Origin of the sequence: Roseibium sp. MMSF_3247 (genome assembly GCF_030733765.1) — a bacterium.
In the GTDB taxonomy this organism is placed as follows: domain Bacteria; phylum Pseudomonadota; class Alphaproteobacteria; order Rhizobiales; family Stappiaceae; genus Roseibium.
In genome coordinates this window covers 200,173-226,025 of sequence record NZ_JASHII010000003.1, presented here as the reverse complement: position 1 = coordinate 226,025, position 25,853 = coordinate 200,173, and the positions used below count along the sequence as shown (strand labels likewise).

Genomic DNA, 25,853 nt, shown 5'->3' with positions numbered 1-25,853 from the left:
GGGAAGAATTGGAGCTTATTATGACTGCCCTCAATATCAGTCTGACAGAGACACTTACAACCAAGCTCACCAATCCCGGCGCTTATGCGTATGCCGTTTACTTCGCACCAGGAACAGATGGGACAATCCAACCCTTCTGGACAACACTCATCAACAATGGGGTTGTCAATGGAGTGAGCTCTGTCGAAGGGCAGTCAGGATACTCTGCAACACTGGATCTTCCAGAGCCTTATAATGGGGGCAAAGTCTACGTTCTTGTTCAAAGCCAATCACCTACCGCAACGCAGACCGATCTCACAAATATCATCACCAAAGAAAGCGACATAAACTGGGAGAATGCGCAAACCAACCAGTACCGCGTCGACAGTTTTGAAGTGTCCCTGCTTAATCAGACAGGGGATGCTGGAAACCTCACCTCTGTGCAGGGCTTCGGGCTGCCGATGGAGCTCTACATCCCATATGGACAGGACAGTTCCGGGGCACTGATCACGCAGAGCAGAGGGTACGATGTAGACGGCGAGACGATTTTCACGTCAGTTTCGGATATCCACGCAAATGCTGTTGAAAAATTCACAACCGGGCCGCTGGCCGGGACTTATCGCGCTGCGATTTCGCCAGCTGAGGCGGTTGCTCTGGCCGAGCAAAACCAGATTCCGGATGTCTTTTCCCAATCCGACTGGACTGCTTATGTCGACAGCTTGAAAAAAGACACAGGCATTATGCTGTCGGGGTTCTTCAACGGAGCTGCCGATGCCAACGGGATTTATCACAATGGCGGCTTTTTCGGATACGAGCTGGAGTGGTCTGCAACAGATAACGCGTTCTGGCTGAACCCGGTTGCTGAAAGTCATATCAAGGGCTCGATAAAGATCACTGCTGAGCAACTTGCCAACAGCATCTATTCGACCCTCGGCGATGTCGAAATCTATTCAAACCGCGACGATGCAACGCCTTACACAATCCAAGGCGCCTCTAGCGCGGAGATGAACACCGGGGCCAACAATCAATGGGGTGAAGTTCTTACAGAGTTTCTGACGGGGTTTACCGCTGGCTACTACGGTACATCAGGCAAATCGCTCAATTCCAATGTCACCGACAGCATTGATCTGAACAAGAATTGGAATTGGGATCCGACCTACGCCTTCGGCAAAAACCTCTCCGGTGATGCTGCAGTCTTCCAGGATCCGTACGCAGAACTCTTTTTCTTCCAGTCGAATTCATACGGATCCGGTTACTCTGACAATCTGATGAGCGCCTATGCGGAAGGCGGGCCACTCATCCCGGTCTATTACAATGGCGCCAATGTCCAGACGATTGATCTGACCATTTACGATGATAGTGAGACACCGTCCGGGTACACCCAGCCTGTCATTTATAATTACATCGCCCCGCCCGGACACAGCGATCTGTTTCGTGACCAGTTCGATGAAACATCCTATTCGCCTGCTGATTTAAGTAACCTAAAAGGCGCAAACATAAGCCTCAATTTTTTCAATCAAAACATCATATTGAAGGATGATACCCCTGTTGCCCTAAAAGTGTTTGTTGGCAATGAGGACGGTATTCCGACGTTCCGCACGATTGAGTTTCAACCAGGCGCCAACGAAACGCTCTGGCAGAATTGGACGATTACAGAAAACACCACAACGGGAGCATGGGAGGCTCAATCCGGTCCGGCACAGACTGATGGGGCCATGGTCATCTCCAACATGCCCATCGCTGAAAATGGGACGGTTTGGTATCAGCTGGTTATCGGGTCGGGAGATACTGCAAAGACAGTCAATGTCTATGCAGAGACACAGGACAGCCTGTTTCTGAATCCTGCAGTCTCCGGACAAAGTGGCAGCGTCGCAGCTGATGGCCTGGTCATGGTTTCACCGGAAACGTCAACAGCGGACACGATCGTCAATTTTGCTTTGGACTTCCTTTATAGCGGCAGCACGACGTTGCACCCTTCCCTGTTTACCTGGAACTCTAATCAAACCCATCTTTCACAGCTGGCTGAGCCGACCGCGGTAGTTGCCGGTGTCTTGGGCGAAAGTGGTTTCGAGGCAATCGCTGGGCAAACCAGTGTCGATACGAATGCTGTGACAACCAACCAGGCAAGCTTGGTGTTTGGCTGGACCGGGGAGAACCCGAATGCCTCGTCTGGAACAAATGAGTGGTTGAAGAATTACACCAACAAGATCAGCGCGCAAAACCTGGCGCAAATCACCTTTAAGCAGACCGGCAGTCCAGACCTCGCACCGGTCCTCGCCACTGCAGATATCGACGGCCGTTGGAGCACAGATACTGGCAAGGCGCTCGGCAACGGCATCTACACGGTGCTGATGACCGAATACTTCAACACGGACAATCAAGTCGGCAGCCAGATTGGCCGGACGTCGAAGGAACTCACAGTCACGGTTGCTCTGGATGAGTTGTCTCTCGTGCAGTCATCGACCAATGCCGGCTTGACCTTTGAGACCGTGTCAAATCCTGACAGCCAATCCGCCGGCAATTGGGTTGAGTTTACCCTTGGCGCGCAAGGTCCAGCGTCCGGCTCGGCCGTTCTGCTATATGTGGTGGATGCATCTGGCAATTATGTCGGCCGTGATGGTTCAACAGGTGGAGATGTCACCTTGGCGGAGGCCATCCGGGGTGTTCTGGGTGCCGGGCAATCGGGAGCGGCTGCAGCCCAGCAATCTGTTTATCTGGAGATGGGGCAGGAGATCCGCTTCGCCCAACTGACCGGTCAAGACACGGTCGACACCACCGTGGCAGCTGCGTTCCAGGCCGCCGGCGGTGGCGGATATGACATTACCTTCGGTGATGTCACGCTCAGTGCGACAGTCCAAAACACCCTAGATGAAGCAGCGATCCTCGCCGACGCTCAGCGGCAAACCGACATTCCGCTGGTATATCTGGAACAGGGCACACTCCATGATATCACCGCGTCGGGAACCAGCACTTCGCAACATAAGTTCGGTTTTGTACGCGTCGATGTTGGAACCGACGGCAGCTTGAAGATTGACGGAAAAACGCTGGCCGAAGTCCGGGCATTGGGGGCCAAAGCCAAAGACCTTTTGGATGGCGGTTTTGAATATCTCTATTCAGGCTCGGCTGCGACGGCGGCCTTGACTGTATCGGGTGCAACAGGATTCTATGCGCCGATCTTCTTTGCCGACGATGGGTCGCCGTATTTCATCGGTGACAGCACGCTGGATGGCGCTGGCCAGATCCGGATCTTGGGAGAGAACACGTTCGGTCTTGAAAACGGCTCCGGAACAAGCGGGTCTGACGCGGATTATGCAGATCTTGTCATCGCGTTTGACACAGGCCGGAGCGCGACCGGAAACGATTTGGTCGCCGGCAGCGGCAATGATGATATCCTTCTTGGCAGCTCCGCCAACTACGCGCTGAATGGCGGCAACAAACTGGACACTGTTGTCTATAACCGCACGACGGATGACGTGGGACTGTCGGGCACCCGAAGCGGGGTCACAGTTACGGATGGGGATGGCACAGACACGCTGGTCGCGGTTGAATTGGTTGTATTTACTGGCGCGAACGGAACCGGTCAGGACCGGGTTCTGGTCATCAATCCTGACAGTTCAACGGTAACCGGAACCTATGGATTTAACGAGGCGGCTTACCTGAGCAGCCATGCGGATGTTGCAGCAGCTGTTGCAGCAGGTGCGTTTTCAAGTGGTGCGCAACACTATGCGTTGCATGGCAATTCTGAGGCCCGTGCCGCGGACCTTCTGTTCGATGCTGAGTTTTATCTCGCGGACAATGCGGATGTCGCTGCCGCGGTCGCTGCCGGTATTTTTTCCTCGGCTTCAGAGCATTACGAGTTGTTCGGTTCTTCCGAGAACCGGTCCGTCAATCCGCTTTTTGATGCTGAGTATTATTTGGCGCAAAACACCGATGTTGCTCAAGCGATTGTCAACGGTGTGTTCGTCAGCGCTTATCAGCATTTCCTTAATCACGGCGATCAGGAAGGCAGAGCTGCGTCGATCCATTTTGACACTGCCGCGTACCGGACCGAGCAAGGGCTTGATAGCGGCACCAATGCGCTGGAGCATTTCCTGCTAATCGGCCTCCCACAAGGCATTACGGCTCCCACTGCAGCGGATTTCAGTGCTAGCGGGCTGGTTTGACTTATGGGCAACGGGTTCGCGGTTTATTGCCAATTTGCATAAGATACTGATGCTAATGCGCCGGTTTTAAATGATTGAAAAGCCAGTAACAGCTGCGCTTGTGCGGGCTGCGTCGGAGCACTGGAAAATTATCTAGCGTCCCAGTTTTTAGTGGTAGCACTTGCGCCGCGACATCTTTCCAATGCCCGGATTGAGCGTGTTCGTCGGATCGCAACGCATGTAGTGATCAGCCAAGTCCGGCTTGGCCTTGTAAAGATGCCCGACGTTGTGCTCTGCCGGATATTCTGCTCCGCGCTGATCGAGGATTTTCAGCATCTTTTCTTTCAGCGCTTTTGGGTCGTGGCCCTTCTTGACGATGTAATCCTGGTGGAGGACATGGCAGAAGAAATGGCCATAATAGAGTTTGTGTACCAGGCCGTCTTCGATGTCCTTGGGCAATTGTTCAAACCAGTCTCGATCATCGCGGCGTAAGGCGATATCGAGCGCTAGGATGTCCTCAACTTGGTTGGAGTGAACCGCCTGATAGCGAACCGCAGCGCCGGCTGCGGCAAACCTGTGCAAGCCGGCAATTTTGCCCTCTCGAGGGGTGCAGGAGAAGTAGCTGCCTTCTTCTTTCTGAAAGAAGGTTTCCAGAAACGCCTCTGCCTCTGCAACGCCACCATCTCGCATTTTTAGGATGAGATGGTGCTCGTAGTCGTTTCGAAATCTTTCCATGCGATCGGGTAGAACATTCGGCCAGAGTTTGGTCACGACCTGCATGAAGCGATCAGTCAAATTTGAGGGGAGCAGCGGGATTTTCGACAATCGTGCGTCAACCCAACCCTTCATGGCGAAAATGCCCGGTAAGCGGTCCGTGCCCAACTTGTCGATCAGGACCAGGGTATCTTTGCCGTAGTTTTTGGAGATGTCGTAGATCTCCGAGTGCATGTACTCGCCTGACACGGGCAGATTTTCAAATTCCGCCAAGATATGTCGGCGCAGTCTAGTCAGAACCTGTGTGTCGTTGGTTCCGATATAGAAAACGGCTTCTGCTTTGGGCTTTGGATAGGTATCCAGCCGGGCCGCAAAAACTGCGAGCTTGCCTGCGCAACCTGATGCCTCGTGGAGCCGTCTTTTGTCTGCGTTGAAACGAGCCGGGCTTGGGCTATCGATTTCGCGAACCCGGCTGTGATATTCGGTATCGGATGCTTTGAGGTTTGTGTCCTCGATATCTTTATCCGAGTAGTCGCCGGCCTCGAGACGGCTAAGGATTGTTTCCGGATCGTCACCAAGTGAAATGCCAAGGTGATTGACGAGTTCCAGAGTCCCGTCCTCACGGATTTGAGCAAACAGGGCCAATTCCGTATACGAAGGACCGCGTTCGACCAGAGACCCGCCCGAATTGTTGCACACGCCGCCAATAATTGACGCCCCGATGCAGGACGAGCCGATGACTGAATGCGGTTCCCGATCAAGGGGTGCCATCAGCTTTTCCAGGGAGAACAAAGTCGCGCCGGGGAAGCTGACGATCTGCTTACCCCCGTCGATAAGCTGTATCTTGTCCATGCGCTTGGTGCTCAGCACAACGGCTTCGCGGTCATATTCTCCCTTAGGGGTCGACCCCTCGGTCAATCCGGTATTGGCTGCTTGCATGATGACGATCTTGTCGGCTTCAACACAGGCCTTCAAAACATGCCACTGTTCGAGGAGTGTGCCGGGCTGGACCACTGCAAGGGCGGTACCTTCGCCGGACCGGAAGCCTTTACAAAAGCGCTCCATCGACCGCGGGTTTGTGATCACATGCCGGTTGCCGACAATAGCCTTGAGTTTGGCAACCAGCTGCTCGCCGTTTCCCGCAGTTTCACTCGCCTGCATTATCGTCTCCTGAATTCAGGTCCGGTCCGGGTAATCATCTTATCAAGCTGTTTCGCGAAACCGAAGGTTTTCCCGGCTCAGCTGGTCCAGGCTTGTGATACCCATGAGCTTCATGTCCCGTTCGATCTCAGTGCGCAGGTTTCCAAGTGCGCGTTCAACACCTGGCTGCCCAGCTGCCGCGAGGGCGTAAAGATAGAGCCTTCCGCCGGAACAAGCCTTGGCACCAACCGAGAGGGCTTTGAGAACGTGTGTGCCGCGCTGAATGCCGCCCTCACAAATCACATCGATCTTGTCGCCAACCGCATCAACGATCTCGGCCAATTGGTCAAAGGGACTGCGGGAACCGTCCAGTTGCCGGCCGCCATGGTTGGAAACCATGATCCCTGTACAGCCAATATCAACGGCACGTTTGGCATCCTCAACGCTCATGATGCCTTTAAGGGCGAACTGCCCGTTCCACTTTGCACACAATTCTTCCGCATCCTTCCAGTTCATCGACTGGTCCAGCATGGTCGAGAAGTAATTGCCGACAGAAACGGCAACGTTCGTTCCTTCGCTCACGTACCCAGACAAGTGAGGCATGTCGAACTTGGGCTTCGTGTAGAAGTTCCAGGCCCACATGGGATGCATGGCAAAGCTCATCAGCGAGCCGAGTGTGAGTTTTGGAGGTGAGGTGAAGCCGGTTCTGAGGTCGCGCTCGCGGTTGCCGCCGGTGATGGTATCGACCGTGAGGGCCATGACTTCGAAGTTTGCTTCGCGCGCTCTTTCCAAAAGCGCATCATTCAATCCGCGATCTTTATGGAAATAGAACTGGAACATCTTTGGTGTGTTGGCGATTTGGGCAATTTCCTCAACTGTGACGGTCGCCAGTGATGATACACCAAACATTGTGCCGTATTTTGTTGCTGCACGAGCAACGGCCCGCTCACCGTCGTGGTGGAACAACCGCTGCAGCGCCGTTGGCGCGCAGTAAATCGGCATATCGAGTTTTTGTCCCATAACCTCGACACTCATGTCGACATTCTCAACACCTGCGAGCACGTTCGGCACCAGATCACAGGATTCATAAGCCTCTGTGTTCCGCCGGTAGGTCACCTCATCGTCGGCAGCCCCATCGATGTAGTTGAAAATGGGTCCGGGGAGGCGCTTCTTTGCGAGTTTCCGGAAATCTTGAAAATTATGGCAATCGCTCAGTCTCACACCGGAACTCCCCATGTCCTAAATTGGTAATTCATTATTGGTATATTTTTCTTACCAATTTGAATGCATGCATTCAAGGCGACCTTTTGCCTAGAAGTCGAGTTGTGGTGGTTATGGGGCTGTTCTTGATGATGGTTCTTTTGAAAAAGTACTTGTTATCAATATTTTGATTGAATTGGCTCTCAGGTTTCTGGCTATCGCAGCATTGAAAGTGCAAAACATCTTTTCCAAAAATGACGGCTAAATCGAGCCGTAATGCTCCTTTGAACCAACCGCGGCTGCGTCTGAACTGCTGAGGTAGAGCCAATGCTGGTCGTGCTTCGGGGTAAAAGACTCTATGTTTGCGCGTAGAAAGCATCTTTCAGGGCGCTTACGAAGTCAGACTTGTCGTAACCAGCAGGCAGACTTGCATGAGCGTCTGGATCGATCTGTCTGTCTTCTTCCAGTAATCGCAAAAACCGATTGATTGCGGCAATCGCATCAAGAGACACAGGATCAATCAACATGATCGCGTGAGCAAGGACTGCACTGCGGGTTCTGTCCGCCTTTCCGCGGCGGATGCGCATGGCAGTACCAGCGAATTTCCGGCCGTTGAACTGGACGTTGAATTCCCCGTCGCAGAATGCACCCGGTTGCCATCCCCGGCTTGCCCCGTTGCCCAGGGCTTGTTCAATCGGAGAGCATAAGCGATCGTATTCTTTCTTTAGATCAACTGCTTTTCCAGGCTGTGTCGCGTAAACATGGGTCACATTTAAGATGCCCGCGCCCTGAGGTGTGACGTCACCGCCCGTGCTGCGCAAATTGATCGGCCAGCCTTCGTTTTCGAGCTGACGCGAAGCTTCATCGAAGTTTGTTTTGTTGCCGAGGCTTTTGGGGGAGACGAGACACTGTGGGCTTTCCCAAAACCACAAATGCCGGCGATCCGGATTGTGGCTTACGTCATCCAGTAGCTCCATTTCGTGCGCCAAAGCGTCCGCTGCGTTCATGAAGTCGATCAAGTGTTACCCTTCGCTCATTCGAACATTTTGCCGACCATCTGGATCTAACGGAACGCTGATTGGAACACAACTCGAGCGCAATCAACCTGCTGGAAGTTGAATTCGCTAACGTAGGCTTTCAACATCTTCGAGCTATTTCGGCTGCTCACCCCAACAGCTTGGCCATTTGGAACCGTGCACCTACGGTGTTGTTTCAAACGGTTGGCTTCACTACCAATTGGCAAAAGCAGCTTTTCCAACGGATCGGTTGCAAATGTCCGTTGTGAGTGGGAGCCCAAGGATGGCGGAAAAACCAGTCTGGCAATTGAGCGCAAGCGAACTTGTCGCGGAAATCATCAATGGCCAAATCTCGGCTGAAGCGGCCACGGCGGCCACCATCGATCGCATGCGGACCGTGAACGGTCATCTCAATGCCGTCGTCGATGATATGGGCGATGCGGCACTTGAGCGTGCGCGCGCTCTTGATGCGCACATGGAAAGCTCCGGACCGGTCGGGCCGCTTCACGGCGTGCCGGTGACCATCAAGGTCAATGTCGACCAGAAGGACAAGGCAACCACGAATGGCGTGAAAGCATTCTCCGAGGTTATGGCGCCAGATGATGCGCCGTTCGTCAAAAACCTGACCAATGCTGGCGCAATCGTTATCGGCCGGACGAACACGCCGGAATTTTCGTTTAGGGCAACAACGACAAACGACCTGTATGGCCGCACGTTTAGCCCCTGGAACGACTGGGCTTCATCCGGCGGGTCATCCGGTGGCGCATCCACAGCTGTCATGAGCGGGATGGGCCCCATCGCCCACGGCAATGACATCGGCGGCTCTTTGAGGTTTCCCTCTGCAGCCACGGGTGCGGTGACGGTCAAGCCGGGGCTCGGCCGTACACCTGCCTGGAACCCCTCGCAAAGTGCCGAACGCGGTCTGCTTGCGCAACTGATGTCTGTCCAGGGTGTCATTTGCCGGGAGGTGCGGGACGTTCGCCTCGCCATGAAGTCCGCCATCGCATATGACCCGCATGATCCCTGGCAGGTCCCCGTACCATTTGAGGGACCCGCCCTGGACCAGCCAATTCGCGTCGGCTTTACGAAAAACACCTATCAGTTCGAGGCACATCCTGCAGTCACGACAGCCTTGGATGCGGCACGCGATTGTCTGGTTGATGCAGGTTATGACGTCGTTGAGATCGAAACGCCGGACATTGGAGAGATCGGCGAGACCGGATACCGCGCGCTGATGGGCGAGATCAATGTCCTGATGCTGAACGATATCCGGACCTACGGCAGCTCCGAAATCAATCGCATGTTCGACGAGTACTTCGAACTCTTTCCTCCGTTTGAGGGGGAGGAGCTGCTCCGCCAAATGGCGCGGCGCTCGCATTTCATCCGCCAGTGGAACCTCTTGCTTGAGGATTACCCGCTTGTGCTGACCCCATTCCTGCCCTCACCGACCTATGCCTGGAACCGGGATGCGGAGGGCAAGGATGGCATTATGGAAGTGCTCGGCTGCGGGATCTGGTCCTTTGCCATGAATTATATGGGCCTGCCGGCCGGCATCGTGTCGCCCAGCATGCATGACGGACTTCCGGTTGCCGTTCAGATGGTCGGCCGGCGCTTTCGCGAGGACATGATCCTTGACGCACTGGAAGCGATCGAAACGCGCACTGGCATCATGGCGCACAAGCTGTTTGACCGTGAGCGGGCTTAACCAGATCTCATCACATGAAACGCCGGTGAGGCTGGTTCTAATGCTTGACGGGGCACGACTTGGCGCTGCGCCCCGTCTCAATCATCGTTCTATTCCGCTGGCGCGACCTTCAGAGCTCCGGCATTTGCGCTGCTGCTGAAGGCAACCGGCATCTTCGGTGCCCAGGATCTGAGCCGCAGAGCATTGGCGAGGACAAAAACGGAGCTGAGCGCCATCGCGCCTGCTGCGAAAACTGGCGACATGAGAATGCCGAAGGCCGGATACAAAATCCCTGCCGCCACCGGGACCAAGGCCGTGTTGTAGGCAAAGGCCCAGAAGAGGTTTTGCTTGATGTTGCGGATTGTCGCCTTGGAAAGGGCGATCGCGTTCGACACACCGGCGAGCGAGCCGGACACCAAAATGACGTCCGCCGCCTCGATCGCCACATCCGTTCCGGTCCCGATCGCAAGGCCGACATCGGCCTCGGCCAAGGCTGGCGCGTCGTTGATCCCGTCACCGACAAATGCAAGCTGGCCATGCGCGGCCTTCAGCGCTCTGACCGCTTCCAGCTTGCCCTCCGGCAGAACTTCTGCGATGACATCGTCAATGCCAAGCCGGTTTGCAATTGCGTGTGCCGTGCGGCTGTTGTCCCCGGTGATCATTGCAACCTTGAGACCGAGCGCATGCAGGGCGTTTATTGCGGCGGGGGTGGTCGGCTTGATCGGGTCGGACACGGCGATAATGGCGGCAAGCTGGCCGTCCAGCGCGGCATAAAGCGGGGATTTGCCCTCATGGCCAAGACGTTCGGCAATGTCATCAAAGACCGACACATCCTGTCCGAGTTCGGCCATGTACCTGTCCGCGCCGATTTGAACCATTCGCCCACCTGCATTTGCAGCAACACCAATACCGGTCAGGCTTTCGAAATCACGCACAGACGGTAATGCCAGACCTTGTGCTTCGGCGGCTTCCACAATCGCTTGTGCGATCGGGTGTTCCGACTTTGCTTCGACAGCTGCGATATGGGACAGCACCGTTTGAGCATCGAAGCCGTTCGTGACCTCAAGGTCGGTCAGGCTCGGTGCCCCTTCGGTGAGTGTTCCTGTCTTGTCAAAGGCAACGACGCGCACTTCCTTCAAGACCTGCAGGGCTTCGCCCCGGCGGAACAAAACCCCCATTTCGGCGCCCCGTCCTGTCCCGACCATGATTGACGTTGGTGTCGCAAGGCCCATCGCACAGGGGCAAGCGATAATGAGGACGGCAACGGCGTTCACCAGACCAAACGTCAAAGCGGGATCCGGCCCGAACACAATCCAGACACCGAAGGTGAGAAGAGCCAGCGTGATGACTGCCGGCACGAAGTACATGGTGACCTTGTCCACCATCGCCTGGATTGGCAACTTACCGCCTTGAGCCTCTTCTACAAGCTGGATGATTTGGGCAAGCATCGTGTCGGTGCCGACAGCAGTAGCACGAAACACAAGGCTTCCGGTCTGGTTGATCGTCCCGCCGATGACGTTTGCCCCAGGTTCTTTTGAAACCGGTACAGGTTCGCCCGTGATCATGCTCTCGTCGACAAACGTTGCCCCTTCGATCACTTCGCCATCCACCGGGAGTCTTTCGCCGGGACGCACTTCGATGATCTCACCGGCTGCAACGCTGGAGACCTCGACCTCAACAGTCTTGCCGTCCCGCCGGACGCGCGCCGTCTTTGGAGCAAGTTTCACCAGCCGTTGGATTGCTTCTGAGGTGCGTCCCTTGGCCCGCGCCTCCATCCACCGTCCGATCAAAATGAGCGTTACTATGACGGCAGCCGCCTCATAATAGACGTTGACCGTTCCAACGGGCAGAAGGGATGGTGCAAACGTCGCGACCACCGAAAAGAAATAGGCGGCGGCTGTCCCGACAGCCACGAGGCTGTTCATGTCGGGAGCGCCCTTCAAGAGGGCCGGTAGGCCTTGCCGGTAGAAGGACTGGCCTGGACCGAACAGCACCGCACTGGTAAGCGCAAACTGCACCAGCCAGCTGGCCTGAATGCCAATCGTCTGCGCGACCAGGTAATGCATGCCCGGGATCAGATGACTGCCCATCTCAAGGATGAGCACCGGCAAGGTCAGCAGTCCGGCGACCATCACCCGGGTCTTCAGGTGACGCGTTTCATCGTCCCGTTTCGATGCCGTATCTTGCGCGGGATGGTCGTCTTGGCCGATCTGGCGTGCGGATTTGCCGGTCTCTGAGACCGCTGCAATGAGTGTTGCGATATCGACGTTTCCGGTCACTGTTGCTCGTTCTGTGGCAAGGTTCACGCTTGCCGCAGACACGCCTGGAATAGAAAGCAGCGCTTGTTCCACCCGCCGGACGCAACCGGCGCAGGTCATTCCATCAATCGCAAGATGGCTTGTTTGCCTCGGGACCTCGTACCCCAAGCCCTCGATCGTGGCGATCAGAGTTTGGGTTTCAACTGCGCCGTCAAAGCGAACCTGCGCGCGTTCGGTAGCAAGATTGACATTGGCATCCGCAACGCCAGGAACATTTTTCAAGACCTGCTCGACACGGCCAACGCAGGACGCGCAATGCATGCCTTCTATTGGTAGAGATATGGATTTTTGAAAACTGGAATCGGCCGCCATGACGCGCCATCCTTCATCTTTGAATTGGTTATTGAAACCAAGATGGAGCTTCTAGTCGCTGGAAGGTCAAGGTCCGGTTTTCTACATATCCGGCCAGTGGGAGAACATCACTCTGTCGGCGATTGGGTATGATGTTTTTTGTAGCATCGCGGCGTTAGAGGGCTATGCGTTCTGAAAGTTGAACTGAAGCAAACACGATCTTCTTCGGTAACTCTTCGAAAACCTCTACTGATCACCGCACGGCGGTCATGTTCAAAAGCTGGCCGGTTCCGGGCCGTGTTAAAAGCTCGCCATTATCGACGACGATTTCGCCGCGTCTTAGGACTTTCTCCGGATATCCCTTGAGCATTTCGCCGGCAAAGGGGTTATAGCCAACGTTGTCATGCAGCGCGTCGGGGAGTTTGTGTTTCCGTTCCGGATCCCAAATCACAAAGTCTGCGTCTTTGCCGATGCCCAAAGAGCCTTTAGTTTTGAGACCAAAAACTCTCGCGGGCGCTGCCGATGTGAGTTCGACAAACTTGTCCAAACCACCCCGGCCGTTCGACACTATCGCGTCGAACAAGAGAGGCAGGCGCAGCTCCAATCCTGGCTGACCGTTTGCGATTTTCGGGAAGGGGGCATCTGGCCCGTGCCGGAACTTGCCACTTTCATCCATTCGGTAAGGGGCGTGATCGGAGGTTACGAGCTCGAGCTCTTGGCCGAGTGCGGCCCACAGGGCGTCCTGATCTTCTTTCTGTCTTTGCGGCGGGCTGCAGAGGAATTTTGCGCTGTCCGGCCGATCAAGAATCTCTTCAGTTTGAAAGAGGTAATGCGTGCAGGTTTCGGCGTGGATGTTGGCACCGCGTGCTTTTGCCTTGCGGACGATCTCGACACCTTCTTGTGTCGAGATGTGGAAAATCATCACCCGCGCACCGGTGAATTCCGAGAACCGGCACATGCGCTCGATTGCCTCGATTTCCGCAAGCCGCGGGTGAGACTGGGCATGGTACCGCGGCGCGGTTTTGCCCTCCGCTAGAAGGGTGGCTGTGGCATCGCGGATCATGGCGTCGTTTTCCGCATGCACACACACCAGCGCGCCCGCATCCCTTGCCGCGCGTAAAGTGGTGAGGATTTCGCTATCCTGAAGGCGGACCTTGTCATAGGTGGTGAAGATCTTGATAGATCGATGCCCGTTAGCGATGGCTGTCTTCAGATCGCTGACGTTCTCGCCCGACGTATCTGCAACAATCATGTGAAAGGCGTAATCCGTCATCGCCCCAGCAGCGGCAAGTTTGCTGTAGTCGGCCAGGACATCGCGAATGCGCATGCCCGGGTGCTGCGCGGCAAAGGACACTGTGGTTGTTGTGCCGCCATGGAGAGCCGACCGGGTTGCTGTTTCGAAGGTGTCGGCATTCATCACGCCGGCTCCGGACATCTGTTCGATGTGGCAGTGGGTATCCACGCCACCAGGCAAGACAATGCGCCCCCGGGCGTCGATTTCCGTGTTTCCTTTGGGTAAGTTGAGGCCGGTTGCTGCAATACGCCCATTCACAATGGCAATATCACCCTCGGCGTGCCCTAGTGAATCTCCAAGGATACCATTGCGGATCACTGTGTCGTAAACGGGTGGGGTCATGCATCGCTCCTCTTTGCAAAATTAGAATACGCTTGGTATACCAAGGATGCAAACACGACCTGTAAAAGGCGCTATTTAGGTGTAGGAAACTCATGCCGGTACAACAGGCAGCAGAGCCAAATTTAACAGAGCATACCTTGGAGCGGCTTCGCAAGATGATCCTTTGTGGTGATCTCGCGGCTGGTACGCCTTTGCAAGAGCGTGCCTTTGCGGAGCGTCTCGGTGTGTCGCGTACACCGCTCCGGGAAGCGATAACCCGCTTGATCACGGAAGGTCTTGTCACACGGAGCGCGCGGGGAACGCCGACTGTTTCCCGGATTTCGGTGTCCGAAATCGTTGAGATATTGCACGTGCGGCGTTTGTTGGAATGCGAGGCGGCGCGGCAGGCAGCCAGCGTCAACTCGGCCCCCGAGGATTGGTTGAACTTTAAGGCTGCGATCGAGAAATTCCTTGCAAATGATCGACCAGATGCCGTCACTCATGCCGATTTTGATTTTGATTTACACATGCATATTGCTAAAATCGCCGGATCCAAACTGCTGGCAGAGATGATCCAAGGCCTGAAACTTAAAACCCGTATTTTCGATCAGGGGGAGATCCCGTCGCGTTTTGAGCCTGGTGCCCGTGAGCACCTTGAAATTATAGACGCAATTCTTGCTCGCGACCCGGATGCAGCCGAAGCCGCCATGCGTCGGCATATCGAAAATGCCCGCGAAGCGATCCTGGCACACATTCATCGACTTTCCTGACTAAATATTAGTCAAACCCAGTTTTTGACCCGCGCAAGTCTCTTGCGCGGGTTTTTGCTGCATTGACACCTGGAGTTCCATTGGTATACCAATGGTGTTCGAGAGGATTTTTTATGTTGTTTACCCTTGAGATGCCGGCCGCGCCGGAGCTTCAAATCACGTTCTTGTATTTCCATGATGTGCCGCGCGCGCAGGAGTTCTATGAGCGTGTGCTGGGCGCAAGGCTTGCCATCGATCAGGGCTGGTCAAAGATTTATCAGCTGGCCGGCGCAGCTCATGTTGGTCTGGTCGACCAATCGCGCGGTGCCAAGCGGGCAAGTGTCGACAAGCCGGTGCAGATCTGCCTCCGGGTTCCCGATGTTGATGCTTGGCATGATTGGGTGCGGGCCCAAAAGGTTGCAGCGTTGACTGAGCCGCGCGACAGCGCCGAGCTCGGGATCCGAGCGTTCGTTTTCGATGATCCGGAAGGCTATCAGATTGAGATTCAGTCCGTCCTCAAAAAGGCGGCTGCATAACCAGAAGGGCGGTCAACGCCTGTCACCCTACCAGAACCCAGAGGGGACAAAGATATGTCTACAGTTAATACAGCGCTTCGGGCGTTGGCAGCGTCCGTGTGTCTAGCGGCTCTTACAGTTGGGGCGGCCTCGGCCGAAAAGAGCCTGACCATTGGCTTGACCTCGGATGCGACCCACATGGATCCGCAGGCCGGGGAGGAGCTGTCCTCCAACATCATGTTTTATCATATTTACGACCCACTCGTCCGCCGCACGCCGGATCTGACCTTTGAGCCCGGCCTGGCCGAAAGCTGGGAGCTGATTGACGACACGACCTGGCATTTCAAGTTGCGCGACGGCGTCAAGTTCCACGATGGTGACGAGCTGAAGGCCACTGATGTCGTCTACACGCTCAACCGTCTCAAGGAATCTCTGATGGTCAATCTTGCGGCCAATATCGAGAGCTTTAAAGCGATTGACGATCGCACGGTTGAGATCAAGACGCCGGCACCATATGCGGCGCTTCCCAATGATCTTGCAGCGATTTTGATCCTGTCCGAAGACCATGTGAACAAGGTCGGCAACGATGGTCTGGAACAGAATCCGATGGGAACCGGGCCGTACAAACTCGTAGATTGGGTCCGTGAGGACAAGGTCGAGCTCGAGGCCTTTGACGATTACTACATGGGTGAGGCTGAGATCGAGAACGTGACGTTCCGCCCGATAACCAACCCGGCAACCCGGACTGCGGCTCTGCTGACCGGTGAAGTCGATATTGTCCAGGACCTCGCCGTCCGTGATGTTGAGCGCGTCAAGGGCGAAGACGGTTTTGAGGTGGTCACGCGTCCCTCTCTCCTGAATCTCGTCCTTGCGCTCGACATGAGGGAAAACAGCCCGACCATTGACGGTGAAAACCCGATGACAGATCGCCGGGTGCGCGAAGCTATGGCCCGTGCAATCGATGTCACGGCTCTTCAGCGTGCGATCATGGGCGGCCTGTCCACGCCTTCCGAACAGTATGTTCCATCCAGCCATGTGGGATTTGTCGATGGCCTGAACTTCCGCGAAATATACCCCTATGACCTTGAAAAAGCGAAAGCGTTGATGGCGGACGCTGGTGTTAATGGCTTCACCCTGACACTGGACGCAACCAACAACCGTTATGTCAACGATGCCCAAATTGCCCAGGCACTTGCGGGCATGCTCGCCAAAATCGGTGTCAATGTTGAGCTCAACGTGATGCCGAAGTCCAACTTCTGGGGCTACATCCGCGTTCCAACGGAAAATTCCAGCTTCATCATGTCCGGCTGGGACGTACCTTCCGGAGATGCGGGTTCCATGTACGGCGCGCTTTTCTACAGCCGGGATAAGCGCGAAGGCTATGGTCAGGTCAATCGTGGCAGCTATTCCAATGCGGAAGTGGATGCTCTGATCGACAAGGCAGACAGCACGGCCAAGGTTGAAGAGCGGGACGCGCATCTTCAAGAGGCTACCAAGATCCTTATGCGCGAAATCCCGATGATCCCGGTTCACTACGAACAGGACATTTACGGTGCGCGCGACGGGGTCGAGTTCACCCCGCGCACGGACAAATTCTTGTGGGCCTACGACATGGATGTTGCCCAATAAAACGCAGCTGCGGGGTGCTTGTTGCATCCCGCATCTTCTCTAGGGGAATTGGGGGAGGTCCGCCAACGTGCTGGGCTATATCATCAAGCGGCTCATTCAGATGCTGATAGTGCTCTGGGCCGTGTCTATCATCGTGTTTTTGATGATGAGTTTCACCGGCGACCCGGTGTTCATGGTTGTGCCGATTGACGCGACCGATGCCGAGATCGAACAGGCCCGCCGTATTCTCGGGCTCGATCGCTCGCTGCCGGAACAGTATCTTATTTTTGTGAAGAACATGCTCCAGGGAGACTTCGGCCGCTCCTACGTCTTTCGTGAACCGGCTCTCGACCTGATCCTGGAGCGCTTACCCGCGACCCTCGAATTGGTGCTCGTTGCCATGGCGATGTCGGCGCTTGTCGCCATCCCTCTGGGGGTATTTGCCGGGGCGAATCCGGGCCGGTTTTCCAGCCGATCGATCATGTCTGGGTCGCTGCTCGGGATTTCCTTGCCGAGCTTCTGGGTCGGCATGATGCTGATCTTCCTGTTTGCGGTGAAGTGGCGGATTTTCCCGTCTTCCGGGCGCGGTGACACTGAAGCGTTCCTTGGTGTGCAATGGTCCATTCTGACTGCCGATGGGTGGGGCCATGTGATCTTGCCGTCTCTGACGCTGTCTCTTGCGACCATGGCGATGTTGTTGCGCATCACTCGCGCCGGCATGATGGAAGTGACCCGGCAGGACTACATGAAATTCGCAAGGGCCAAGGGTGTCTCCCGGCGTGGTGTTCTTTATGGGCACGGTCTGCGCAATGCCCTGATCCCGGTTGTGACGATATTCGGGATTCAGCTGGGCGATCTGATTGCCTTTGCCACCATCACGGAGACCATTTTTGCCTGGCCGGGTCTCGGCAAACTCCTAATCGATTCCATCTACCGTGCGGACCGCCCGGTAATCGTTGTCTACCTGATGCTGGTGGCGGTGATATTCGTGGTGATCAATCTCATTGTCGACATCGTCTACACGCTGATCGACCCGCGCATCACGGTGAAATGACATGATGACCGCGTTTTTCTCCTCCGAGTTTTTTTCAAATTACCGCCGCAACGCATCGGCAATCGCTGGAAGCCTGATCCTTGTCTGCTTCTTTGTCATCGTCCTGTTTGGGCCGTTTCTGGTGGCGCAGGATCCTTATGATATCGCAGCTCTGGATCTGATGGACAGTTACAAACCCCCGGCCTGGCTGCCGGGTGGAGATCCCCGTTTCCTGCTCGGCACGGATGGTCAGGGAAGGGACGTTCTGGCAGCGATCTTCTATGGCACACGCATCTCCGTGATGATTGGTGTCACCGCGATGGTGTGTTCGCTGATGCTCGGGACGTTGGTTGGCCTGCTGGCCGGTTATTTCGGCGGACGCGTGGATGCTTTCATGATGCGGGTGGCCGACATACAGCTGTCCTTTCCGTCCATGCTGATCGCCTTGTTCCTGATGTCCGCATTCGGCACCGGCATCGACAAGGTCCTGATCGCCCTGACGGCGGTTGGCTGGGTGGTCTATGCACGGACGGTCCGTGGGCAAACCCTCTCGGAAGTTGGCCGCGAGTACGTGCAAGCTGCCCGGGTGTCCGGACTGCGCGACGGCAAGATCATTGGCCGTCATATTCTCCCAAACGTGACGACACCTTTGATTGTTGTTGCCACCGTTCAGGTCGGCACATTCATCCTGATTGAAGCGAGCCTGTCGTTTCTGGGGGTCGGCGTACCCATCACCCAGCCGTCCCTCGGTCTCCTGATCAAAAATGGTTTTGATGTTCTGTTTTCAGGGCTCTGGTGGGTTTCCGTATTCCCGGGACTGTTCATCATGGCTCTGGTGTTCGGCATCAATCTGTTCGGCGACTTTCTGCGTGACGAACTCAACCCGAGGCTGAAGTGATGGAACACACGCAAGAACCACTTCTCAAGGTCGCGGATCTGCGGACGCACTTCCACACCTTTGCCGGAACGGTAAAGGCCGTTGACGGCGTTTCGTTCCAGATCGGCAAGGGCGAAATCATGGGTCTCGTCGGCGAATCTGGTGGCGGCAAATCCGTGGTCGGGTTTTCCATACTCGGTCTGATTGATCCGCCTGGCCGGATCGAAAGCGGGCAGATCGCGTTTGACGGCGAAAATCTGGCCGGGGCTTCGGAAGACCGGTTGCGTCAGATCCGGGGCAAGGAGATCGCAATGATCTTCCAGGATCCGATGACGTCGCTCAATCCGCTGCACACCATCGGCCGGCAAATGGACGAAATGCTGCGCCTTCATACGGACCTGGACAAGTCCGCGCGCCGCAAGCGCTGCATTCAGATGCTCGAGGATGTGGGGATCAGTCAGGCCGCCGACCGCCTGTCTTCCTATCCGCACCAGTTTTCAGGGGGCATGCGCCAGCGGGTGGTGATCGCGATTGCCATGCTCGCCGAACCGCGTCTGATCGTTGCCGATGAGCCGACGACTGCGCTGGATGTCACCATACAGGCCCAAATCCTGAAGCTGATCAAGCGACAGGTGCGCGAGCGTGGAGCGTCGATGATCCTTGTGACCCACGATCTGGCCGTTGTCGCCGAAATGGCGGACCACATCACGGTGCTCTATTGCGGCAAGGTCGTTGAACGCGGCCCGACCCGCGCGGTCATCGATACGCCGCGGCACCCATATACAGCAGGCCTGATTGCGTCGATTCCGGATCCATCGGATCGCAAGCACCGGCTGGATCAGATCCCCGGAGCCGTTCCCGACATTCGCAAACTGCCGAGAGGCTGTAATTTCCAGGACCGGTGCCCACGGGCACAGGCGCGCTGCGCAGAGATCGAGCCGGTTTTGGCAGAGCAGGACAAGGACCGGTTAACCGCCTGTCATTTTCCAGTCGAAGGAGAACCGGCATGACGGCGATGTTGCAAGTCAAAGGCCTTGAGCAGCGGTTCGATATTGGCGGCGGGCTTCTGGACCGGCTGAAATTTGAGAAAGGCCGGTTGCGCGCACCCAAGCGGGTGGTTCATGCGGTCAATGGCGTGTCTTTTGAAGTGAAGGAAGGCGAGGTGCTTGCTCTTGTCGGGGAGTCTGGTTGTGGCAAGTCGACGGTCGCCAAGACCATCGCCCGCATTCACACGCCGACAGCTGGAACCGTCAGTATTGAAGGCGAAGACATCCAAGACCTGTCACCAAAGGAGCTGCTGCCGGTTCGCTCGAAAATGCAGATGATCTTTCAGGATCCCTATGCGTCCTTGAACCCGCGGCAGAAGGTCCGCGACATCGTTGCAGAACCGCTAGCCGAACAAACCGGCAGCTGGGCCCAAGCGCATGCACGAACGGAAGAGCTGTTGGCGCGTGTGGGGCTCAACGCCGAGCACGCGGGACGCTATCCTCACCAATTCTCCGGCGGTCAGCGCCAGCGGATTGGCATTGCCCGGGCTCTGTCGGTTAATCCGAAGTTGATTATTGCGGATGAACCCGTCTCTGCGCTTGATGTGTCCATCCAGGCGCAGATCCTTAACTTGATGATGGATCTCCGGGATGAATTTGGGCTGGCCTATCTGTTCATCAGTCACGACCTGAGTGTCGTCCATCACATCGCCGACAGGGTCGCGGTGATGTATCTGGGGTTTATTGTTGAAACAGCCCCTCGCGACCGAATTTTTTCAGCCCCCAGTCATCCCTACACACGTGCGCTCCTGTCGGCGGCACCGTCCCTAGATCCCGACGAAAAGCCGACCCAGCTGGATCTGAAAGGGGAAGTGCCGTCCGCACTGTCTTTGCCGTCCGGATGTTGCTTTCGGACGCGCTGTCCGTTTGCCTGGGAGCGGTGTGCTGCCGAACGCCCGGTCTTGACGGAAAATGGGGCCGGGCAGCAGATCGCCTGTCATCTGATTGATGAGCCTGCGCGGGACGTGGCATGAGCGTGACGATTCTCCAGGCCCGCACCCCCTTGGGCGATCCTCACGACTGTACGGACGCAGCCGACGAGTTGAGCGTATTGGGCGCAATTTACGACACCTTGGTGCGACGTGAGGGAACAAAGTTTGTTCCTGGTCTTGCAGAGTGCTGGCAAGTGTCCGGCGGCGGACGCATCTGGCGGTTTTTCCTTCGCAGCGGCGTGACCTTCCACGATGGAACGGAATGCGATGCCGCCGCCGTTCAGGCCTCGCTTGAACGGATGGCGCGGGAGGACAAGGGCTACACGCTCGGCTCACCAGCCGTTTGGCGCCAATATCTTGAAGGGGCGGTGTATGCGGCGTCTGGTCTTGCTCTTACCGTCACACTTGCTGAGCCCATGGCGGACTTTTGTGATGTCTTGGTTCAAGCGTTTGTTGTTGCCCCAAGTGCATTTGAGGCATTGGATGCCGGCGACCGAAGCGCCCATTGCGGCACCGGTCCTTTCCGGCTTGCGGGGCGCTCGGAAGACACGCTGGTGCTGGAGGTATCTGGTGTGCGTCACTGGCCCAAGCCGCAAAACACGTCCCTTTGTATCGTCCGCGAGCCCGACGCTGACAAGCGTTTGGCGGCTGTTGCGGCGGGCGAGGCACTGATGGCCGCAGCCATCCCCCCTCATGCAGAAAGGCACGGTGTTGCGCTTCACACCTACCGGGCGCCGGTCGCGATCATCTATCTCTTGAATGCTGAAAAGGGACCCTTGCGCGATCCGAGAGTGCGCAAGGCACTGAGCCTTGCGGTTGACCGGGACGCTGTCGTTCAGGGCGTTCTTGGAGGCGCGGGCGAACCGCTCCATGGGTTTGTCAGTCCCGCGCACTTTGGAGCGGATGCTGCACAACGTGTGCCGCACGATCCGGATACTGCCCGCCAATTGCTCTGTGATGCCGGATACAAAGATGGACTGGAGCTTGCCGTTGATTGTCCGACACGCCTGCCGGATGAGGCGCAAATCCTGACAGACGTGTTGGCCGAACAGCTCGCCAATGTCAGGATCCAGTTGTGCGTTCATATCCATGAAGATCGTGAAGCTTATGCCCACATGGTCCGGCGCAAGGAAATCCGGGATCTATGCGTGTTTGATTCCAGTCCGATGTCCATATTCCGGGTGCTCTATGAGAAGATCGACAGCCGGATTGCCGGGGCCTGGTGGCAGGGATACCGCAACACTGCTGTTGAAGCTTTAATCGACCGGGGACGCGAGACCGAAAATTCTGCGGAACGCGAGACAATTTACCGGGAGGCGTTCCGTCTTCTTCAACAAGACCCGGCGTGGCTGACACTCTACAATCCACTGCGTGCCGTTGCATTTTCCAGAGATTTCAAGGGGTTTTCCATGCCGGTTGATGGTGTACCAGACTTGCGCGCACTTCCCCGTTTGACAGGAGCCGCGCATGGCTGACCTCTTAATCCTTGGTGGCACCGTAATCCCGGTCGACCCGGAGCGCCGGATCATTGACGACGGGGCAATCGCGATTGAGGACGGCAAGATCCTTGCCGTTGGCACGCGCGAAGAGGTGACGTCGCAACATGATGCGCCCCGGACAATCGATGCAACGGGAAAGGTCATCATTCCCGGCTTGATTGACGTGCACGCCCATGCCGGACATGCGCTCATCAAGACCATGTCCATGCATGACGGTGATGCCTGGGAGGCACTGTGCGGAGAAGTCTATACAACCGGCTCGACCCCTGAGTTCTGGAATGCCGAGGCGCGCCTTGCCGTACTGGAACGCATCCGTTTTGGGGTAACCTGCGGTGTGTCGCTTCTCGGGGGCGGCGATACAATCATGCGGACCGACACGCCGGAGTATGGTGATGCCCATATGGAAGGCGTGTGCGCGCTCGGCGGACGCACGGTCATGGCTGTCGGCCCAACCCGTGCGCCACACCCGTTGGTGTATTCCGATGGCGGTAAAGACCCGCATCCGGTGGATTTTGATACGCAGCTTGGAACCAGCCTCGACCTGCTGTCCCGATGGCATGGCGCAGACACCGGGCGTCTCAACGTTGCGCTGCTTTATCCGGTACTGCGGGACGAACACGAAAACACAATGCCTGTTGATGTTTATGTGACGGCCTGCAAACAATCGCAGCGCGTTGCACAGGCTGCACGGGAAGCCGATGTCGTCTTTACTCAGGACGGGCATCAGGGCGGGTCCATCCGAAGGGCTCAGAAACTCGGGCTTTTGGGTGAGAATGCGCTGCTGTCCCATGCAGTCAACCTGCATGACGACGAGGTTTTTCTATGTGCGGATACCGGAACAAAAATCGCCCATAATCCATCGGCCGTTGCCTCCATCATGGGCCGATGTCCGGCAATCGAATTGATGGATCAAGGTGTGACCGTCGCGCTGGGCTCTGACGCAACCGCACCAGACCGGTCCTCGGACATGTTCCGCCACATGCAACAGGCGATGCACTATCATCGCCGCCATTTCCGCGACCCAAGTGTGCTTCCACCGGGCCGGGCACTAGAAATGGCAACGATAGAAGGCGCGCGGGCGCTTGGACTTGAAGACCGGATCGGATCGCTTGAACCCGGTAAGGATGCCGATATCGTGCTGGTGGATATGCGCCGTCCGCATCTTTATCCGCCGAACATGTCGGCACATCGGCTGGTCTGTTTTGCAAACGGCAACGATGTTGACACGGTGCTGGTTCGGGGCGAAGTCGTTCTTGAAGCTGGAAAGGCCACCAAGGCTTGCGAGGAGGCGATCTTGCGGGATGCTGCCCTGGAGGCCGAGCGCATGATCGACCGGACAAACAGCACATCCGCGCTGACTGTCCCGAAGGGCTTTTGGTCCTCACAACGCTACGGAGCAAGCGCATGAGCGTGACGGTTATCCGCAAGGCTTCTTGGGTGGTTCGGTGGGAAGGCGGCAAGCATGTCTACGGGCGGGACCTGGACGTCGCCTTTGACAACAGCGGGCTCCTGCATGTGGGGCCTGTGTGGCAAGGCGCTGCGGATCTTGAAGTGGATGGGCGCAATCGGCTTATCATGCCGGGTTTGGTCAATATACATTGCCATTCCGGAGACGAGCCGCTCGCGAAGGGGCTTTTCGATGACACCGGAACACCGCAGCTTTGGGGCAATGCCCTTTACGAGTTCTCGACCCTGATCGACTCGGATGCCGATGCGAAGGCCGCGTGTCAGACCTTGATGCTGTCGGAACTTCTCGCCTCGGGCGTGACCTCCTGCCTCGACATAGCGGGTGATCATCCCCGTTGGCTCGGCATTGCCGCGGAAAGCGGCCTCAGGGTCTGGCTTGCTCCTGGATTCCGTCAGGCCCGCTGGCGTCTGGCGGACGAAAAGGCGCTGAACTATGAGTGGGATGAAGCCGCAGGAGAATCCGCACGCGATGAAGCCCTGTCGGTTCTCGACCGAGTGACAGAGGACGGAAGTGGCCGGTTGACCGGCGTGGTGGCACCGTCCCAGATCGATACGTGCCATCCGGATTTTCTGGTCCGGGCTCTAGATGAAGCCAGATCCCGCAAATTGCGGCTGACGGTTCACGCTGCCCAAACGATGGCGGAGGTCACGGAACTCTATCGCCGCCATGGCAAGGGGCCCGTTTCCTTGCTGCAGGAAATCGGTGTTCTTGGCCCGGATGTGATCGTGGGGCATGGCATCTGTCTGGATCATCATACCCTGACCCGCGCGCGGACGGCAACGGACCTTGAAACGCTGGCGGCGACAGGGACTAATATTGCTCATTGCCCTGTGACTTTCGCACGCTCCGGACAGGGTATGGAAAGTCTCGGCCGGTACTTGAGAGCAGGGGTCAATGTGGGAATCGGAACCGACACCATTCCGTTCAACATGCTCGAGGAAATGCGCGAGGCCATAATTCAGTCGCGGTGCCGGTCCGGCGATTTCGCGGACATCAATACGGCCGAGGTGTTCCATGCAGCAACTGTTCGCGGTGCACAGGCGCTTGGTCGAAGTGATCTTGGCCGGTTGTTCCCCGGAGCCGCGGCTGATGTTGTTTCCGTCGACCTAACGATTCCATCGATGCGGCCGGTGCACGATCCCTTGCGCAGCCTGATTTATGCAGGGGCTGAGCGGGCAGTTCGGGATGTCTGGGTTGCCGGCCGGCATGTGCTGGACAATGGTAAGCCTATAGGGCTCGATACTGCCGGGGCATTGGCCGAGATTGATGCGGCACAAGCGCGGGCGATCAGGGTCGCGGAGAATACAAAAGGGCGCAGTTTTGATGCAATCGCGCCCCGGTGCCTGGAGATGCCCGCATGACCATTTATGTGATCAATCCCAACAGTTCAGAACATGTCACAGACGGGATTTATGATGCCATTGCTCCAATGTTTCAGATATCACCGGTTCCGATTTCCTGCCTCACCCTCAAGGAGGGTCCTCCAGGGATTGAAACGCAGGCACATGTCGATGGCGTTGTTGGTCCCCTCCTGAAGCTCGCCAGCGGCTTACAAGGAGACGCATCTGCTTTTGTGGTTGCTTGTTTCTCAGACCCCGGTCTGGCGGCGCTTCGGGAGGCGCAGACCGTACCGGTTCTTGGCATTGCGGAAAGCGCCTATCTCCAGGCCATGATGCTTGGTCAACGTTTTGGGATCTTGTCTCTGGGCCGTGCTTCCATTCAGCGGCATATACGGTATCTCGGGGCTCTTGGCGTTCGGGACCGGCTGGCCGCAGATCTGCCGCTCGGGCTTGGTGTTCTGGATCTCGCGGATGCGGACAGAACCATCGCCCGATTGGCAGAGGTTGGCGGAAAGCTGAGAGATCAGTTTGGCGCCGATGTCCTCATCACGGGATGTGCGGGGATGGTGCAATATCGAACACTGCTTGAAGAAAAGACAGGTTTGCCGGTTGTCGATCCGTGCCAGGCAGCAACAGCTGCCGCGATCGGTCAACTTGCGCTGAGAACCTGCGCATAAAAAGGGGAGG

18 protein-coding genes and 1 pseudogene are annotated in these 25,853 nt (G+C 56.6%); 14 read left to right on the top strand and 5 right to left on the bottom strand.

All coding sequences use genetic code 11. The annotated features are described in order from the left end of the window. Nucleotides 1-20 precede the first annotated feature (20 nt). Nucleotides 21-4,142 carry a hypothetical protein gene (locus RBB44_RS11420; RefSeq protein WP_306147501.1) on the top strand — a complete coding sequence of 1,374 codons (4,122 nt, stop codon included), beginning with the start codon at nucleotides 21-23 and terminating at the stop codon, nucleotides 4,140-4,142. Nucleotides 4,143-4,289: 147 nt separating this feature from the next. Here RBB44_RS11420 and dld read toward each other — a convergent pair whose 3' ends face one another. The 3 genes from dld to RBB44_RS11405 form a co-directional block, all read right to left on the bottom strand. Further along, nucleotides 4,290-5,996 (bottom strand): D-lactate dehydrogenase, encoded by a 1,707-nt coding sequence (gene dld / locus RBB44_RS11415; RefSeq protein WP_306147500.1) that lies wholly within the window; start codon nucleotides 5,994-5,996, stop codon nucleotides 4,290-4,292. Nucleotides 5,997-6,038: 42 nt separating this feature from the next. Next, a complete protein-coding gene (locus RBB44_RS11410; protein ID WP_133953089.1) occupies nucleotides 6,039-7,196 on the bottom strand; it encodes an alpha-hydroxy acid oxidase in 1,158 nt (385 codons plus the stop codon). Between the two features lie 335 nt (nucleotides 7,197-7,531). Further along, nucleotides 7,532-8,182, bottom strand: a complete 651-nt coding sequence (locus RBB44_RS11405) for a protein ligase (RefSeq protein WP_306147499.1) — start codon at nucleotides 8,180-8,182, stop codon at nucleotides 7,532-7,534. 292 nt (nucleotides 8,183-8,474) lie between these two features. Here RBB44_RS11405 and RBB44_RS11400 point away from each other — a divergent pair, with 292 nt between their 5' ends. Continuing rightward, nucleotides 8,475-9,896: an amidase family protein gene (locus RBB44_RS11400; protein ID WP_306147498.1), complete on the top strand. Its 1,422-nt coding sequence runs from the start codon at nucleotides 8,475-8,477 to the stop codon at nucleotides 9,894-9,896. Between the two features lie 89 nt (nucleotides 9,897-9,985). On the opposite strand, the gene RBB44_RS11395 is transcribed toward RBB44_RS11400, so the two are convergent. Then, entirely contained in the window at nucleotides 9,986-12,505 is a 2,520-nt protein-coding gene (locus tag RBB44_RS11395; protein WP_306147497.1) for a heavy metal translocating P-type ATPase, read from the bottom strand. 232 nt (nucleotides 12,506-12,737) lie between these two features. Next, nucleotides 12,738-14,120 (bottom strand): dihydropyrimidinase, encoded by a 1,383-nt coding sequence (hydA, locus tag RBB44_RS11390; protein ID WP_306147496.1) that lies wholly within the window; start codon nucleotides 14,118-14,120, stop codon nucleotides 12,738-12,740. A 92-nt stretch (nucleotides 14,121-14,212) separates the two neighbouring features. On the opposite strand from hydA, the pseudogene RBB44_RS11385 reads away from it, so the two are divergent. The 12 genes and pseudogenes from RBB44_RS11385 to RBB44_RS11330 all read left to right on the top strand — a co-directional run. Further along, nucleotides 14,213-14,404 (top strand): annotated as a pseudogene (locus RBB44_RS11385) (GntR family transcriptional regulator); the annotation flags it as partial. Between the two features lie 39 nt (nucleotides 14,405-14,443). Beyond that, nucleotides 14,444-14,869: a GntR family transcriptional regulator gene (locus tag RBB44_RS11380; RefSeq protein ID WP_306147868.1), complete on the top strand. Its 426-nt coding sequence runs from the start codon at nucleotides 14,444-14,446 to the stop codon at nucleotides 14,867-14,869. 113 nt (nucleotides 14,870-14,982) lie between these two features. Then, nucleotides 14,983-15,384 carry a VOC family protein gene (locus RBB44_RS11375; RefSeq protein ID WP_306147495.1) on the top strand — a complete coding sequence of 134 codons (402 nt, stop codon included), beginning with the start codon at nucleotides 14,983-14,985 and terminating at the stop codon, nucleotides 15,382-15,384. A gap of 54 nt (nucleotides 15,385-15,438) precedes the next feature. Next, the gene (locus tag RBB44_RS11370) at nucleotides 15,439-16,992 is read left to right on the top strand and encodes an ABC transporter substrate-binding protein (protein WP_306147494.1); all 1,554 of its coding nucleotides are present in this window, start codon (nucleotides 15,439-15,441) and stop codon (nucleotides 16,990-16,992) included. 67 nt (nucleotides 16,993-17,059) lie between these two features. Beyond that, the gene (locus RBB44_RS11365; protein WP_306147493.1) at nucleotides 17,060-18,025 is read left to right on the top strand and encodes an ABC transporter permease; all 966 of its coding nucleotides are present in this window, start codon (nucleotides 17,060-17,062) and stop codon (nucleotides 18,023-18,025) included. Between the two features lies 1 nt (nucleotide 18,026). After that, a complete protein-coding gene (locus RBB44_RS11360) occupies nucleotides 18,027-18,902 on the top strand; it encodes an ABC transporter permease (RefSeq protein WP_306147492.1) in 876 nt (291 codons plus the stop codon). Beyond that, nucleotides 18,902-19,891, top strand: a complete 990-nt coding sequence (locus RBB44_RS11355) for an ABC transporter ATP-binding protein (protein WP_306147491.1) — start codon at nucleotides 18,902-18,904, stop codon at nucleotides 19,889-19,891. Before RBB44_RS11360 ends, RBB44_RS11355 begins: the two co-directional genes overlap by 1 nt. Beyond that, nucleotides 19,888-20,901 carry an ABC transporter ATP-binding protein gene (locus RBB44_RS11350; RefSeq protein ID WP_306147490.1) on the top strand — a complete coding sequence of 338 codons (1,014 nt, stop codon included), beginning with the start codon at nucleotides 19,888-19,890 and terminating at the stop codon, nucleotides 20,899-20,901. Before RBB44_RS11355 ends, RBB44_RS11350 begins: the two co-directional genes overlap by 4 nt. After that, nucleotides 20,898-22,334: an ABC transporter substrate-binding protein gene (locus RBB44_RS11345; RefSeq protein ID WP_306147489.1), complete on the top strand. Its 1,437-nt coding sequence runs from the start codon at nucleotides 20,898-20,900 to the stop codon at nucleotides 22,332-22,334. The genes RBB44_RS11350 and RBB44_RS11345 overlap by 4 nt, the downstream gene beginning before the upstream one ends. Beyond that, nucleotides 22,327-23,766 carry an amidohydrolase family protein gene (locus RBB44_RS11340; protein WP_306147488.1) on the top strand — a complete coding sequence of 480 codons (1,440 nt, stop codon included), beginning with the start codon at nucleotides 22,327-22,329 and terminating at the stop codon, nucleotides 23,764-23,766. The genes RBB44_RS11345 and RBB44_RS11340 overlap by 8 nt, the downstream gene beginning before the upstream one ends. Further along, the gene (locus RBB44_RS11335; RefSeq protein ID WP_306147487.1) at nucleotides 23,763-25,187 is read left to right on the top strand and encodes an amidohydrolase family protein; all 1,425 of its coding nucleotides are present in this window, start codon (nucleotides 23,763-23,765) and stop codon (nucleotides 25,185-25,187) included. The genes RBB44_RS11340 and RBB44_RS11335 overlap by 4 nt, the downstream gene beginning before the upstream one ends. Further along, entirely contained in the window at nucleotides 25,184-25,843 is a 660-nt protein-coding gene (locus RBB44_RS11330) for an aspartate/glutamate racemase family protein (RefSeq protein ID WP_306147486.1), read from the top strand. Before RBB44_RS11335 ends, RBB44_RS11330 begins: the two co-directional genes overlap by 4 nt. The last annotated feature ends 10 nt before the right edge of the window (nucleotides 25,844-25,853 follow it).

Excerpts from the sequence above, each read along its gene's own strand:
- RBB44_RS11420 (WP_306147501.1), top strand. The coding sequence starts at position 21 with ATGACTGCCCTCAATATCAGTCTGACAGAGACACTTACAACCAAGCTC.
- dld (WP_306147500.1), bottom strand. The coding sequence starts at position 5,996 with ATGCAGGCGAGTGAAACTGCGGGAAACGGCGAGCAGCTGGTTGCCAAA.
- RBB44_RS11405 (WP_306147499.1), bottom strand. The coding sequence starts at position 8,182 with ATGAACGCAGCGGACGCTTTGGCGCACGAAATGGAGCTACTGGATGAC.
- RBB44_RS11400 (WP_306147498.1), top strand. The coding sequence starts at position 8,475 with ATGGCGGAAAAACCAGTCTGGCAATTGAGCGCAAGCGAACTTGTCGCG.
- RBB44_RS11395 (WP_306147497.1), bottom strand. The coding sequence starts at position 12,505 with ATGGCGGCCGATTCCAGTTTTCAAAAATCCATATCTCTACCAATAGAA.
- hydA (WP_306147496.1), bottom strand. The coding sequence starts at position 14,120 with ATGACCCCACCCGTTTACGACACAGTGATCCGCAATGGTATCCTTGGA.
- RBB44_RS11375 (WP_306147495.1), top strand. The coding sequence starts at position 14,983 with ATGTTGTTTACCCTTGAGATGCCGGCCGCGCCGGAGCTTCAAATCACG.
- RBB44_RS11370 (WP_306147494.1), top strand. The coding sequence starts at position 15,439 with ATGTCTACAGTTAATACAGCGCTTCGGGCGTTGGCAGCGTCCGTGTGT.
- RBB44_RS11360 (WP_306147492.1), top strand. The coding sequence starts at position 18,027 with ATGATGACCGCGTTTTTCTCCTCCGAGTTTTTTTCAAATTACCGCCGC.
- RBB44_RS11355 (WP_306147491.1), top strand. The coding sequence starts at position 18,902 with ATGGAACACACGCAAGAACCACTTCTCAAGGTCGCGGATCTGCGGACG.
- RBB44_RS11350 (WP_306147490.1), top strand. The coding sequence starts at position 19,888 with ATGACGGCGATGTTGCAAGTCAAAGGCCTTGAGCAGCGGTTCGATATT.
- RBB44_RS11345 (WP_306147489.1), top strand. The coding sequence starts at position 20,898 with ATGAGCGTGACGATTCTCCAGGCCCGCACCCCCTTGGGCGATCCTCAC.
- RBB44_RS11340 (WP_306147488.1), top strand. The coding sequence starts at position 22,327 with ATGGCTGACCTCTTAATCCTTGGTGGCACCGTAATCCCGGTCGACCCG.
- RBB44_RS11335 (WP_306147487.1), top strand. The coding sequence starts at position 23,763 with ATGAGCGTGACGGTTATCCGCAAGGCTTCTTGGGTGGTTCGGTGGGAA.
- RBB44_RS11330 (WP_306147486.1), top strand. The coding sequence starts at position 25,184 with ATGACCATTTATGTGATCAATCCCAACAGTTCAGAACATGTCACAGAC.